Annotated in this window: 12 protein-coding genes and 1 pseudogene; 6 read left to right on the plus strand and 7 right to left on the minus strand. The window is 57.7% G+C overall.

From position 1 onward, the window contains the following. Positions 1-137: 137 nt before the first annotated feature. From B8991_RS12205 to B8991_RS12235, 7 genes and pseudogenes are all read right to left on the minus strand, one after another. Positions 138-515, minus strand: a complete 378-nt coding sequence (locus B8991_RS12205) for a DUF1428 domain-containing protein (RefSeq protein WP_084353269.1) — start codon at positions 513-515, stop codon at positions 138-140. Between the two features lie 24 nt (positions 516-539). After that, the gene (locus B8991_RS12210; RefSeq protein ID WP_084353270.1) at positions 540-893 is read right to left on the minus strand and encodes a GFA family protein; all 354 of its coding nucleotides are present in this window, start codon (positions 891-893) and stop codon (positions 540-542) included. A gap of 4 nt (positions 894-897) precedes the next feature. Next, positions 898-1,380, minus strand: a complete 483-nt coding sequence (locus B8991_RS12215) for a VOC family protein (protein WP_084353271.1) — start codon at positions 1,378-1,380, stop codon at positions 898-900. A 62-nt stretch (positions 1,381-1,442) separates the two neighbouring features. Then, positions 1,443-2,255 carry an alpha/beta fold hydrolase gene (locus tag B8991_RS12220; protein ID WP_218673223.1) on the minus strand — a complete coding sequence of 271 codons (813 nt, stop codon included), beginning with the start codon at positions 2,253-2,255 and terminating at the stop codon, positions 1,443-1,445. A gap of 84 nt (positions 2,256-2,339) precedes the next feature. Continuing rightward, complete coding sequence (locus tag B8991_RS12225; RefSeq protein WP_084353273.1) at positions 2,340-2,762, minus strand: VOC family protein; 423 nt, start codon at positions 2,760-2,762, stop codon at positions 2,340-2,342. 51 nt (positions 2,763-2,813) lie between these two features. Further along, a complete protein-coding gene (locus B8991_RS12230) occupies positions 2,814-3,476 on the minus strand; it encodes a glutathione S-transferase family protein (RefSeq protein ID WP_084353274.1) in 663 nt (220 codons plus the stop codon). A 430-nt stretch (positions 3,477-3,906) separates the two neighbouring features. After that, positions 3,907-4,689 (minus strand): annotated as a pseudogene (locus B8991_RS12235) (IS3 family transposase); the annotation flags it as partial. Positions 4,690-4,849: 160 nt separating this feature from the next. Here B8991_RS12235 and B8991_RS21725 point away from each other — a divergent pair. From B8991_RS21725 to B8991_RS12270, 6 genes are all read left to right on the plus strand, one after another. Continuing rightward, the gene (locus B8991_RS21725) at positions 4,850-5,392 is read left to right on the plus strand and encodes a complement C1q domain-containing protein (protein ID WP_235866617.1); all 543 of its coding nucleotides are present in this window, start codon (positions 4,850-4,852) and stop codon (positions 5,390-5,392) included. 36 nt (positions 5,393-5,428) lie between these two features. After that, positions 5,429-5,710: a hypothetical protein gene (locus B8991_RS12245; protein ID WP_084353275.1), complete on the plus strand. Its 282-nt coding sequence runs from the start codon at positions 5,429-5,431 to the stop codon at positions 5,708-5,710. Between the two features lie 98 nt (positions 5,711-5,808). Then, positions 5,809-6,483 carry a YcbK family protein gene (locus B8991_RS12250; RefSeq protein ID WP_084353276.1) on the plus strand — a complete coding sequence of 225 codons (675 nt, stop codon included), beginning with the start codon at positions 5,809-5,811 and terminating at the stop codon, positions 6,481-6,483. Beyond that, on the plus strand, positions 6,483-6,734 hold the full coding sequence (locus B8991_RS12255; protein WP_084353277.1) for a hypothetical protein: 252 nt from the start codon (positions 6,483-6,485) through the stop codon (positions 6,732-6,734). Before B8991_RS12250 ends, B8991_RS12255 begins: the two co-directional genes overlap by 1 nt. A 601-nt stretch (positions 6,735-7,335) precedes the next feature. Next, positions 7,336-9,018, plus strand: coding sequence for a leucine-rich repeat domain-containing protein (locus B8991_RS12265; protein ID WP_084353278.1), 1,683 nt, complete (start codon positions 7,336-7,338; stop codon positions 9,016-9,018). 1,609 nt (positions 9,019-10,627) lie between these two features. Further along, on the plus strand, positions 10,628-11,899 hold the full coding sequence (locus tag B8991_RS12270; RefSeq protein WP_084353279.1) for a PKD domain-containing protein: 1,272 nt from the start codon (positions 10,628-10,630) through the stop codon (positions 11,897-11,899). Positions 11,900-12,038: the final 139 nt, after the last annotated feature.

Consider the following 12,038-nt stretch of genomic DNA (forward strand, 5'->3'; position numbering starts at 1 on the left):
CCTTGGTTGTGTTTCAAAATTCACCGCTGGCGGGAAACGGCAGCGTTCTACTCATCAGCAGTCAGCGATGCCCATCCAAAGGCTGGTCACACACCGGCGCAGTGTCGATTACGCGCAAGATAGCCGTTTCGGCATTTTCAGACTTCGACCACTGGTTCGAAGCCGCCATAGATCAGCCGTTTGCCGTCGAACGGCATCGGGTTCTTTTCGGGATCCATGCGTGGATCGGCCTTTTCCGGATGTTCCATCCAGTCAAACATCGTCTTCATCGCCGCATCACGGGTTTCCTTGTCGGGCCATTCGATCCAGGAAAAGACGACCGTTTCGTCCTCTTTCGCCTGAACCGCCTTTCCGAAATCCGTGACCTTTCCGACTTGCACATCGTCGCCCCAGCATTCGACCACGCGAGTTGCACCGAGGTCGATGAACACGCTGTCTCCCAGCTTGGCGTGGTCGATGAATTTTTGCTTGTTCGCGGTCGGTACCGCGATAACGAAGCCATCTATATATGACATTTGGACCTCCGGTTCGGGTTTCCTTTACATCGAACGCCCGTCGACATGGGTCGGGGACAGTTCCCGCGGATCAATCCCTTCGAGCGCGTTCACGTTGATTGCGGCAATCTTGGTTCCGTCCGGCATATGGCCATAGGAGAAGCTCTGGATGCCGCAGGTCTTGCAGAAGAGATTCGCGATCTCGTGCTTGTTAAAGCGGTACTCGGTCAGGTTCTCCGCGCCGGAGTGCAGGACGAAGCTATCTCGCGGTGCAAAGGCCAAGACGACGCCGAGCGGCTGGCAGCGCGAACAGTTGCAGGTGATCGACTGATCGAGGTCCAGGTCGACATCGAAGGACACGGCCCCGCATTGGCAGCCGCCCTTGTAATGCTTTGCCATCAGGTCATTCTCCTTTTGCCGTCGCTTCCAGCGCGGCTGTGTCGATCTTGTGCATGGTCAGCATCGCCTCGAAGGCACGCCTGGCCTGGTCGCGGTCGGCCCCTGTCGTCAGGTCGAGCAACAGTTGCGGCGTGATCTGCCACGAGTGCCCCCAGCGATCCTTGCACCAGCCGCAGGCGCTTTCCTGTCCACCATTGCTGACAATCGCGTTCCAGTAGCGATCGGTCTCTTCCTGGTTCTCGGTGACGACCATAAAGCTGACGGCCTCGTTCGGAGTGAAGGTCGGACCGCCGTTCAGGCCGACGAATTTGCGCCCGAGAACAGTGAATTCGACGGTCAGTTCATCGCCCTGCTTTCCGCCGGGATAGTCGGAGGCTGCGGTATTCACCCGGTCGACGTGGCTGTCGGGAAATGTCGCGGCGTAGAATTCGGCCGCTTTCTTGGCTTCGCCGTGATCGTACCACAGGCAGGTGAAGAGATCGGTCATTTGGTTCTCCTCTCAGTGTTGAGTGATCCAAGGCTTGCGCCCGCAGAGGGTCTGGTACCGCGCTATTCAAAGAATCCCTTCGGTGCCTCGCCCTGAAGGAAGGGTTCGATGAACGCGTGCAGAAGCTCGGGCTGGTTGATGACCGCAGTGTGGGACGTCGCCGGCATCACCGCGAGGCGGGACTCCGGCAGCGGCTGGCCCATGTCGCCCATGCCGCCGCCACCAAGCAGGCGGAACATCGAGACCGTGTGTTCCAGAGTCGCGACGTCGGCATCGCCGGTGATGACCAGCACCGGTGTTTCCATCACCTCCACCGCCTCGCCCCAGGCCATCGGCTCATGTTCGAGCGCGATCAGCTTTTCGACGAGAGCCGGAAACCCGTCGGGATCGGCGGCCAACTCGCGGTACTCCGCGGCGAACGGCATCTCCAGGAACATCTCGACACTCATCTGCGGGACGAAGTCCTTGAACGCGGGCTGCCAGCCGTCGAAATCGTAGGCGACGGAGGCCGCGACGAGTTGATCAACCTTTTCGGGATAATCGAGCGCCAGCCGGAGCCCGGCAGCGGCCCCCATCGAATAACCGAACACATCGGCCGTCTCGATTCCGACCGCATCCATGAAGGCGGCCACATCGCCTGCAAGGTTCGGATAGGTGATCGGCCGGTCGATGTCGGTCGTGCGGCCGTGCCCCTGGAATTCCAGCGCATAGACCTGATGCGACTCTGCCAGCATCGGGATGATTTCGCCCATCGACGGGATATTCATATAGGCACCGTGCAGGACGATCAGCGGATCGCCGGTCCCGGAAACCTCGTAGTACATCTGCATGCCGTTGACATCGACGCGGTCACCTATCGGCTTGCTGTCTGCCAATGCCGGACATGCTACTGCGAGTGCCGCAGTGACTAGAACAGCACGAAACATGATTGTGCCTCCTTTCCTGAAGCGGATTTTCGTTCAGGCGGATGCCTTGTTGCCTTCGTAGTTGAGCATCCACGGCGTGCCGTATCTGTCGGTGAACATGGCGAAGCGTTCGGCCCAGAAAGTCTCGTCCGGTGCCATTTCGACGCTCTCCGCATCCTGCGCCAGCGCGCCATAGATGCGGTCGAAGTCCTCGCGAGACGTCGGCGCGATCGAAATGCGAAAGCCCTGCGGCTTCTCATACATCTCTTCGGTATTGTCGGAGGCCATGACGAACGCACTGCCCAGCGACATGGCCATGTTCATGATCATGTCATCGCCGCCCGGCATGCGGCTTTCCGGGTCCGGCGCATCGTCGTTCCGGAACACGCCGCTGATCTTGCCCCCGAGAACTTCGGCGTAATGGTTCATCGCCTTAAGGCAGTTGCCCTTGAAGAAAAGATAGATTGTCGGTTCCATTTCTGCGTTCTCCCCTGTTGTCGAAGTGTTTCTGTCAAGCTCTGCCGTCGCTCAAACCTTGGCCCCGGCGTTGAAAAAGGCGTGCTGCGCCTCGAACGCACGCTTGAAGGCGGGCCGCGCTTCGGCACGCGCAACGAACGCGGCGAGATTGGGGAATTCTTCAAGCAATCCAGAACCACCCAACCGGCGCAGCACATCAACCGTCATCAGATCGCCGGCGCTGAACTGACCATCCAGCCAGTCGGCATTGCCAAGGCGGCGGGACAGGTCGGTCAGCTTTGCGCGTATTCGATCCTCGACCAAGCGGAGGCGCTGTTCGAACCAGCTTTCGTCCCGTTCGCGATAGAGGACCACTTCCCGCTCGACGATCACCGGCTCGACGCTGCTGAGGGCGGCAAACATCCAGTTAATTGCACGCACGCGCGCGTTGGTTTCAGAGGGGAGCAGACCTTCACAACGACTTGCGATGTGGAACACGATCGCCCCCGTTTCGAAGAGCGCAAGCCCGCCCTCCTCACAAGTTGGGATCTGACCGAACGGATGGATCGCCCGATGAGCGGGTTCCTTCATCGCCGCGAATGAGACCGGGCGGACATTGTAGGACTGACCGACCTCCTCCAGCGCCCAACGCACACGCATGTCGCGCGCCAGGCCGCGCCCGCCATCGGGCGAGCGTTGGAAAGCGGTGATGGTGGGTTTGGATTTGAAAGCCATCAGAAGCGCTCCGTTTTGCTTCCTGTCGCGAAAAGCAGTTCAATGTCGCGTTTGAGATGATCGAAACTGTCGCGCACGATTTCGCGGGTGCCTTGGCGAGTATGAAGGCACCCTGCAGCACCGCCTGAGTGTGGGCGACGAGACTGGCGGAGGTCAAGCCGACTATGATCCCCGCGCCTTCGTCGCCGCTTCGATTTCGCATTCGGTTTTGCAGCCCGACTGGGCATTTTCCGTCTCCTTGCTCAAATTAAAAATACCAACCAGTTGGTCTGCTGTCAATGCAGATAGCCATGTACCGTTCCCGAGATCAATTGCCCGGGTTGATCTGGAGCAAAACTGACACGGGCTCAACAGTGCAGCAGCCGCTTGCCCTTCGGCGTCCACGAAACCGGCAGCAGGCCAATGCAGGAGCTGCCCTGCCACTGAACTTTCATCCAGCCGGAACCGGAGCCTTTTGAGTTGATACGCCGTGTGGCGCAGGTTGAGCAACCGACATCTGCGCGGAGCTTTCAGATGGCGCAGCGCGTGTGTCGGTTGCGGTGGTGAGGTGCTCGGCAAATGCCTTGGGTGTCTGGTAACCAAGTGCCGAGTGCGGGCGTGTTTCGTTGAAGTCGGTTGCCCCGGCCCAAATCACGGCGCGCGCGTGCGCCCTGTTGCGGAACCTGGTCTCGCTCAGAAGTTCATCACGCATGCGGCCGTTGAAACTCTCGATGAAACCGTTCTGCATAGGCTTTCCAGGCGCGATATAATGCAATTCGATCCTGTGGTCCGTGGCAAAGGTTAAGATCGCGTTACTGGTCAGTTAGGTGCCGTTATCGCTGACAATCATGCCCGGCCTTCCGCGCCGATCGATCAAGGCCGTCAGCGCCCGCGCGACACGGTGCCCGGAGATCGATGTGTCCGGAATTGCCGCGAGGCATTCCCTGGTGACGTCATCGACCACGTTCAGAATGCGAAACCGTCGGCCACAGGCGAGTTGATCATGGACAAAATCCAATGACCACCGGGCGTTTGGGCGTGCTTCGACCGGGATCGGGGCACGGGTTCCCACGGCCTTGCGCCTGGCTCGGCGTTTGCGCACCAGGAGCCCTTCTTCTCGATACAGCCGGTAGATACGGTTGATCCCCGAGGGCGCGCCGTCGCGACGCAACAGCACAAAGAGCCGCCGATAACCAAACCGGCGGCGTTGATTGGCCAACTCCCGCAACCGCTGGCCAGTATCGATCTCGACCGTCTTGACCCATTCGTTCAGTGTTTGCGGTGCGCAGCCAATCTTCGATGAAATCGACACAATCGCAGACCAGCGACTGTCATGCTGACCTGCGCCATCCAGCACCATCCGCACAGCACGCTCGCGCACTTCTGGTGAATACTTGTTCGTTGTCGTTGTCGTTGTCGTTGTCGTTGTCGTTGTCGTTGTCTTTGTCACGCTCCATCCTACTCATGAGTTGGAGCCTCCGGCAAACCCGGCGCGGTTCAGCATTGTCGATCGGCCGCAGCTACCGCGCTTCAAAGCCTATACCGACTATGACAACTATGTTGGCGTCGGGACCTGGACAAAGATTGCCCTCAACAACACCGAGTATAACGATCAGGGCTGTTTTGATGCCGGTACCAACCGGTTCACCGCTCCGGTCGACGGCACACATCTGTTCGGCGCAACGCTGCTCTTCAAGGTCAATTCCAGCACCTCGGCGCGGATGCGCGGGCGGCTCGTGCTGAACGGCAGCACGGAAATCCGGGGCTCCTTCGGCGAGAGCTCCGCCACCCATGTTTCGCTGGCCACCGCGATCTGGCTGCAAACCATGGTGCCGCTGAGCGCAGGCGACACCGTCGAGCTGCAGGGGTTTTTCCGCGCGCAGGATGGGTATTTCGCGGTCGAGCACACGTCCTTCTGGGGCACAAAGATCGGCTGAGGGACGCATGAGGATCGATCATCGAAGGACATCATCATGACAGAACGTAATTCCCTCGTGCAGGAGGTTGGCGCGGCCTTGCGCGATCACGGCGTCACCGCCGCCATCACGGCGCTGATCGGTGGCACCATCGCCCTGCTGGCCGCCGTTTCGCGCAGGGCGTTCACCAATGACGCGATGCTGTCACGGCTGGACCGCGAGCTTCTGGCCGAGCGCGGCCGCGTCGACCGCCAGCGCGCCGAGGACCGCAAGGGCGATGCCGACCGGCTGGAGCGGATAGAGACTGATATCCGCGCCATGCGCAACCTGATGTTCTAGGCCTTCCAGCGCGGCCGCAGCGACTGACCGGCGAAAACACCAACGAATCTGCCATCCACCCCGCCCAAGAGGCGGGTTTTGCATTTCTGGAGACCGACATGCCAACCACGACCTATGCCCATTTCCGCGACGTGCCCGACAGCGCCTGGCGCTGGCCCAGTTTTTCGCCCGCCGAGATCGCCTGCCGCGGCACCGGTGCGATTAAGATCAACACCGAAGCCATGGACATGCTGCAGACCCTGCGCAACCGGCTCGGCAAACCGCTGATCGTGCGCTCGGCCTATCGCAGCCCCGCCCACAATCGCGCCGTGGGCGGAGCGCCGCGCTCAAAGCACATGCTCGGGACAGCGTTTGATATCGCGATGTCGAACCATGACCCGGCCACGTTTGCCAAGGCTGCCCGAGACGTGGGTTTTCTGGGTTTCGGCACCTATCCCCGCTCCGGCTTCATGCACATCGATCTCGGGCCCGCACGGACCTGGGGCGAGCCGTTCCCCGCACGCCCCACGTCCTTCGTGGCCGAGGTGCCGCCCGCCCGCGAGGTTCTGGCCGACAGCCGCACCCTGAAAGGCGGCGGCGCGGCCGGGGTGGCGACCATCGGCGCGGCAGGGGTCGAGGTCGCACAGGATGTCCTAAATGAGACCCAATCCGCGATCCTGCCGCTGGTGCCCTTCCTCGACACCCTGCGCTGGGTGTTCATCGCCGTGGCCCTGATCGGCATCGCCGTTGCGATCCATGCCCGGATCGATGACTGGAAGCGAGGCCAGAGGTGATGGGCTGGATCGCCGCGATCCTCGCCAGCGGACCGGCGCGCAAGGCGCTGGGCCTGCTTTTGGCCACCACCACCATCGCCCTGTTCCTGCTGAACCTGCGCGGCGCCGGTGAACGCGCCGGGCGGCTTGCCGAGCGTTTGCAAACATCGGAGAAGACACATGAAATTCAGCGCCAGATGCTCGAGGCCGCCAGTCGCCGCCCTGCTGATCGCGATGCTCTCACTCAGCGCCTGCACGACGGGCGGTTTTGACGCGCGCGCCATGTCCGCCCGCGGTGCCCTACAGCGCCGCCGACCAGGCGCGCGCCGCTGCCGAGGTGGCCGCCCTGCCAAAGAGCGCGGTCGTGGTCCGGATGCTCAGCGACTACGCCGTGATGCGCGATCATGCGCGGGCGTGCAGGTGAAAAGGGGCCGGGAAATTGTCTGCGGGAAGCGCCTGACGCCTCGACCGCAACGTCATGCCCAGCCCGTTTCACCGATTCCTGTTTCAAAGAACGGCAGCGAGTCGCTGCGCGGACATGATGGCATGCGACCACGTCCTTTGTCGCGCGCGGAAATGGGCACAATTGTGCACCTCTGGCGGAACGAGAGTGGTGCTTGGCTATTCTGTGATCGCCCATTGATTGGGGCAGTTACCGACCCTCGCTGCGCCAAACACCAAGGTCTGCTGAGCGGACTTTCTGGCCCTTCGCTGCAAGTGCGGCTCTGTCCGGTTCGGCGAGCTGTTCAACAAACAGTCGTTTTAGGAAAACGGACCGGCAGAGATCAGTTCCGTTATAAATAGTGTTGTGATCACTTTTGATTCAAAGTCGGTTCAGTTACAGATATGAAAATGTAGTTTAAGGGGGCGAGAATGTTGAAGTTGTGGGTGAGCCTCCAGATGTTTTTGACGTTCTTCGCCGCAGGCACCGCATTTTCTGAAACCGCCATTTATAAGCGAGGGGATACCCCGTATATTTGCAACGATCAGTCCCCTTTCACCAACTTGCGCCGCGGCCCCAGTGCAAGAGACTATCCAACTGTAGCAACCTTACCCAACAGCCTGCGTGTCAGAAGCCTATACCCAGCCTATACACCCGAAGGCTACGTCTATTATTCGATAGCTATTGGTGGCCCGGAACAGGACGATATTCGGTATGGCTTTGTCCATCAGGATGTCTTGCACCAGACCTGTACTCTTGCACCAGTTTACAGCCCCGAAATTATGAAGCTGGCAGATGAAGTTGGCCGCGCCAATGGGGACCACGCGCGCCAGCGGGTACTTGAGGCCAATGCAAATTATGATGGTAGCGTTCTTTATCTTAACCATATTCCAGATTTATCCGAGATTTCAGCGCTGTCGACAGAAGTCGGGCTTGAGTATCTTGATCTCAGCAACACAGAAATTCGTTCTATTTATACGCTAGCGAAGCTGCCCGAGCTTAGTTTTCTTGATTTGAGCAATACCAAAATAACCCATATTGATCCGCTTGCGGAGCTAAGCAAGTTAGAGACGCTGAGCTTGTATCAAGCGAATGTAAGTTACCTTCCTTCAATGGCGGGCTTAACCGCACTTCGGACCCTCAATCTTTACGGAACAGGTATTGTAGATATCAGCCCGCTCGCAGAGGTCCCCCGACTGACGACGCTGAACCTTAACCGCTCGCAAGTTACCGACCTGTCCGTTCTATCAAGCCTTGGTAATCTACGAAGCCTGTCATTGAACGGCTTGAGCATTATGGATTATAGTCCTGTATCAAGTCTGAAATCGTTACGTTTTCTGTCATTGACTGGCTGGCATGGCAATGGCGCGAGCGAGTTCCTTCGAAGTCTTGATCTCGCGTTTCTAAATGGTTTGGGCGCACTTAAATCGCTTGAAATAGACATCATCGGTGACGCTGATATTTCTACAATCGGCAATTTGTCGTCGCTGACGCAGCTTTCGGTCAATGGGTCGGATATTCGCGATATTTCACCGCTGGCGAAACTGACGCGGTTGACCGAGCTTACGGTCACAACCAATCTGGTGGATGATTATGGCGTACTTGCACCGCTTACGTCGCTAGAGTCCCTGAATATCTACGGCGATGGCAAAAATGATCTAAGTGCGTTGACGGATATGAATGTCCTTAACTCTCTCACTATGGATGCTGTGAACACCGATAGTATTGCACCGCTCGCCCAGTTTCCGGCACTGCGCAGGCTTGTATTATTTGACGCTGCGTTTGATGATTATGCGCCGTTTTTACGCATGAGCGGCCTTGAAACGCTCCAGTTGACCGACTCGAACCTAGCCGACACATCGGTTCTAAAAAACCTCGCCTCTTTGACGTATCTGAATCTAAGTCAATCGCCGATCTCTAGTGTTGCCGGTCTGGCGGATTTGACATCTTTGCAAACACTTTACCTCGCTGACACCGAAGTTCAGGATCTATCGCCCTTGGCCAATTTAGTAAATTTGCGACTTCTTGGGATACGTAATACTCTAATCGACAGCCTTGCCCCGATTCAAACCCTGATAGACCATGGGCTGGAAATTAGAGGCTTGGACAAATAGGATTTAATAGAATCGTAGACCCAGTAGAATTGCGTAATGGGGAAGGCTGGGAAGTGCTAAAGTTGTTCATCGTGTTAAGTTTGGTTTGTCTGGTCGTTCATGGGCATTTTGCTTTCCAAAGCTGGGTCGAAAGTATGCCATTTACGGATTCATGGGCATATTACCGAAACTACCACCCGGTTAGGCATAGCATTTTGATAATGTTAAGATGGGGGTCTTTGGGAGCATCTTTGCTCACTGGCGCGTTGCTCATTGTAAGGGCAGCATTCAGATAGCCCCATTCCGACATAAACCCGTTTCGTTTTTGAAACATGCTGTCTGTAATGCTGACAAAACAGTTTGTCGTCAGGCGTCCCATGGAATGAAACATTCTGTGCCTGCCCTGCCAATACTGCCCGTGCGCCTTAATATTCCAGCGGGGCCAATTTCTTGAGATTCTAAGCGCGAATTTTCGCCAAATAGAGAATTTTTATATGGAAAAAATTGTTTGGAAATAAAACCTTACGGCGCGTGGATAAAGTGAGATCATACCTATCAACAAAGACGTTTCTATCCGTACTGCGGACCTTTGTCAGCGTTCAAAACGGTGGCTTTTGGAACGCTCCAGAGCGCCCTTCACCCGAATAAACTTCACCATCCATGTTGAGCCAAAACATCTTGTTTACAGCGATCATAGTTACTATTGCGTTCTGCCTCTTCAGCAGCATCCTTAGGCCTTGTCGGAGGTGAATTGTACAAAACACAATACTGATGTGCATCCAACTTAATGTCATTAATCGCACATGACTTCACATCCCGTGCAGACGTCAACTGATCGTTCCTCGAACAGCTTTCACGATAGTATGCCAATCGTTCCTCAGCATCAGCATCCCAAAGAAACCAAGACGGACCACCAACTCGATCGGGGTCCGGAGTATTGCTACCACCGCAATAACCAGTTGGATTGTAACAGCCTAGGAGGTTCGATGTACTTGAACATGACACCGCTCCGAACCCTAGGGTAATAACCGCAATTCCAATCCAGATAGTCTTGCGCATAAATTAAGCGTCCCATGTTCGGCTCTACCATAAGTGGTGTTCAGTGTCAGAGGCTGATCTATGTCATATTATAAGCGTTCACGGAGCTCGTTAAAAGGCTTCTTTGATCGTTCCAAAAACGCTCGATATTGGTGAAAACATCAGGCGTTGATTGGGCTGTTTAGGCTGTTGCACATTAATGCCATGTTGCGCCCAATAACTGCTCTTATTGGACACGGCCGCGCCCGACAAGCCCCGGCGGAAAGACGTGTTTTGACTGGCGCAAAGCGCCATACGCAATTACGCATGGACGCCGTGAGACACCCGAAAACAGATGATACAATCGCGCCCCGAACCAGCGGATTTTGCCGCGCTTTTTCAAGCTATGCGCTTTAATTTGCGCGGCCCCTCCAAACGGACGGGGCGAAGGGGGCGGCGCCCATGCGATCATCGCCGCAAAAGGCGCGTCAACGGGGGACATGCCGCCACCGCCGCTGGAGCACACCGGCGGCGTCTTTGCTCCCGTCTGCAACGTCGCGGAACCCGCGCTGCGCAAAGTCCTCACGACCGGCCAGCATCACAGGAGCATCCCATGAAACAGCAACACCGCAAACCGGCCCGGACACTTGCCATGGCGCTTGCGCTGTCGTCTCTGACAACCTTGGCGCAGGCGCAGGAGGGCGACGGAACCGTCATCAATCCCGCGCTGGCGCAGGAGGCCGTCATGGAAATCCTGCCCGCCATCCCCGCCGATTTGGGCCTGTCGCCGGAGGACTATGTTTTCGGCAATGATCATACCGGGAATTTGCGATCGGTGCATGTGCTGATCGGGCCGGACGGACATATGATGCCAAACGAGGCGTGGCGCCTCATCCATCCCGCGCAATGCCGCAAACAGGCGCGTGAGACGTTCGAGGCGGTGCAGATCCTGACATTCGAGATCCTGCGCGCCACCGAAACCCTTAATGGCCTGACGCGCCATCAGTATTACGCCAACGCGCGGCTGTCCGATATTGATGTCGGTCCTGAAAAACGTGTGATGGCGCGCAGATCGTCTACCGGCGGCTCGACCGTCGGACGGTATCCCACGGGCAGTGGCGGCAAGCTGTCGCTGGCCGATTACGATGCGCTGGTCCCGGCATTCCGGGATGCGATGCAGAACCTCGGCATTGATTTCGGGACACCAGGCGATGGCTGCGGCGATATTCGCCTGACTCATCTTTATGGGGCAAAGGTGGATCAGGAATTCGGATTTCTTGCCGGTTATCAGAACGAATCGGTGCCGAACATGACCTATAAATGGGATTTCGGCGGCGCGGGCGGACATGGCGACCAGATCGGGCGCCATGTCTACCCCGCCAAGGGTACCTATACCGTGACCGTTCATATCGGCGGCGAAGGCGTGCGCGAAGGCAGCGCCAGCATTGCCGTCGCCGTGGACGACGGCCCGATCCAGCCCAAGGACGGCACCTGGGCAATCAGCCTCGTCAACCACGAAACGGAAGGCTGCGCCCCCAAGATTGTCAGCGGCATCGAAAAGGCCATGGCCAGCATGTTCGGCAATGAAAAGCGCGAGACCCTGAAATTTGCCACGCCGTTCCACCCCGAACCCCTGATGAAACACGCCGAGAAACTGGACTGGGCACAGCGCGGGATGAATACTTGGGACACGGTGGTTGCGGACAAATCGGGCAGCGCCATGAAACAGAAGGTGGTCCTGACGGCCGAAGTCCTGTCGGAGACACGGATCAAGGAGGTCATGGACCAAGAAATCATCATGTCGGCAAAAATCGCCAAGCTGCTGGAAGGAGCCGAACGCTGCCTTGCCGTCGGCACCTATGACTTGACATGGGTCGGCCCGTGATGCGCCGGCGCGCGGCCGCGTTAACCCGGCTGCTTGTGTTTTGGGAGCTATGCCGGGAAATGGGTGACGGGGTCTGAGAAGGCGGCATATCGTGGCGGGTGCTAAAGCCTGCCAGAACTTCCAGAAGGAACGATACGCC

Origin of the sequence: Primorskyibacter flagellatus, from assembly GCF_900176485.1 — a bacterium.
Taxonomy (GTDB): Bacteria; Pseudomonadota; Alphaproteobacteria; order Rhodobacterales; family Rhodobacteraceae; genus Primorskyibacter; species Primorskyibacter flagellatus.

What these genes read in the sequence shown, in the direction of transcription:
- B8991_RS12205 (WP_084353269.1), bottom strand. Translation starts at nt 515, where the DNA reads ATGTCATATATAGATGGCTTCGTTATCGCGGTACCGACCGCGAACAAG.
- B8991_RS12210 (WP_084353270.1), bottom strand. Translation starts at nt 893, where the DNA reads ATGGCAAAGCATTACAAGGGCGGCTGCCAATGCGGGGCCGTGTCCTTC.
- B8991_RS12215 (WP_084353271.1), bottom strand. Translation starts at nt 1,380, where the DNA reads ATGACCGATCTCTTCACCTGCCTGTGGTACGATCACGGCGAAGCCAAG.
- B8991_RS12225 (WP_084353273.1), bottom strand. Translation starts at nt 2,762, where the DNA reads ATGGAACCGACAATCTATCTTTTCTTCAAGGGCAACTGCCTTAAGGCG.
- B8991_RS12230 (WP_084353274.1), bottom strand. Translation starts at nt 3,476, where the DNA reads ATGGCTTTCAAATCCAAACCCACCATCACCGCTTTCCAACGCTCGCCC.
- B8991_RS12245 (WP_084353275.1), top strand. Translation starts at nt 5,429, where the DNA reads ATGACAGAACGTAATTCCCTCGTGCAGGAGGTTGGCGCGGCCTTGCGC.
- B8991_RS12250 (WP_084353276.1), top strand. Translation starts at nt 5,809, where the DNA reads ATGCCAACCACGACCTATGCCCATTTCCGCGACGTGCCCGACAGCGCC.
- B8991_RS12255 (WP_084353277.1), top strand. Translation starts at nt 6,483, where the DNA reads ATGGGCTGGATCGCCGCGATCCTCGCCAGCGGACCGGCGCGCAAGGCG.
- B8991_RS12265 (WP_084353278.1), top strand. Translation starts at nt 7,336, where the DNA reads ATGTTGAAGTTGTGGGTGAGCCTCCAGATGTTTTTGACGTTCTTCGCC.
- B8991_RS12270 (WP_084353279.1), top strand. Translation starts at nt 10,628, where the DNA reads ATGAAACAGCAACACCGCAAACCGGCCCGGACACTTGCCATGGCGCTT.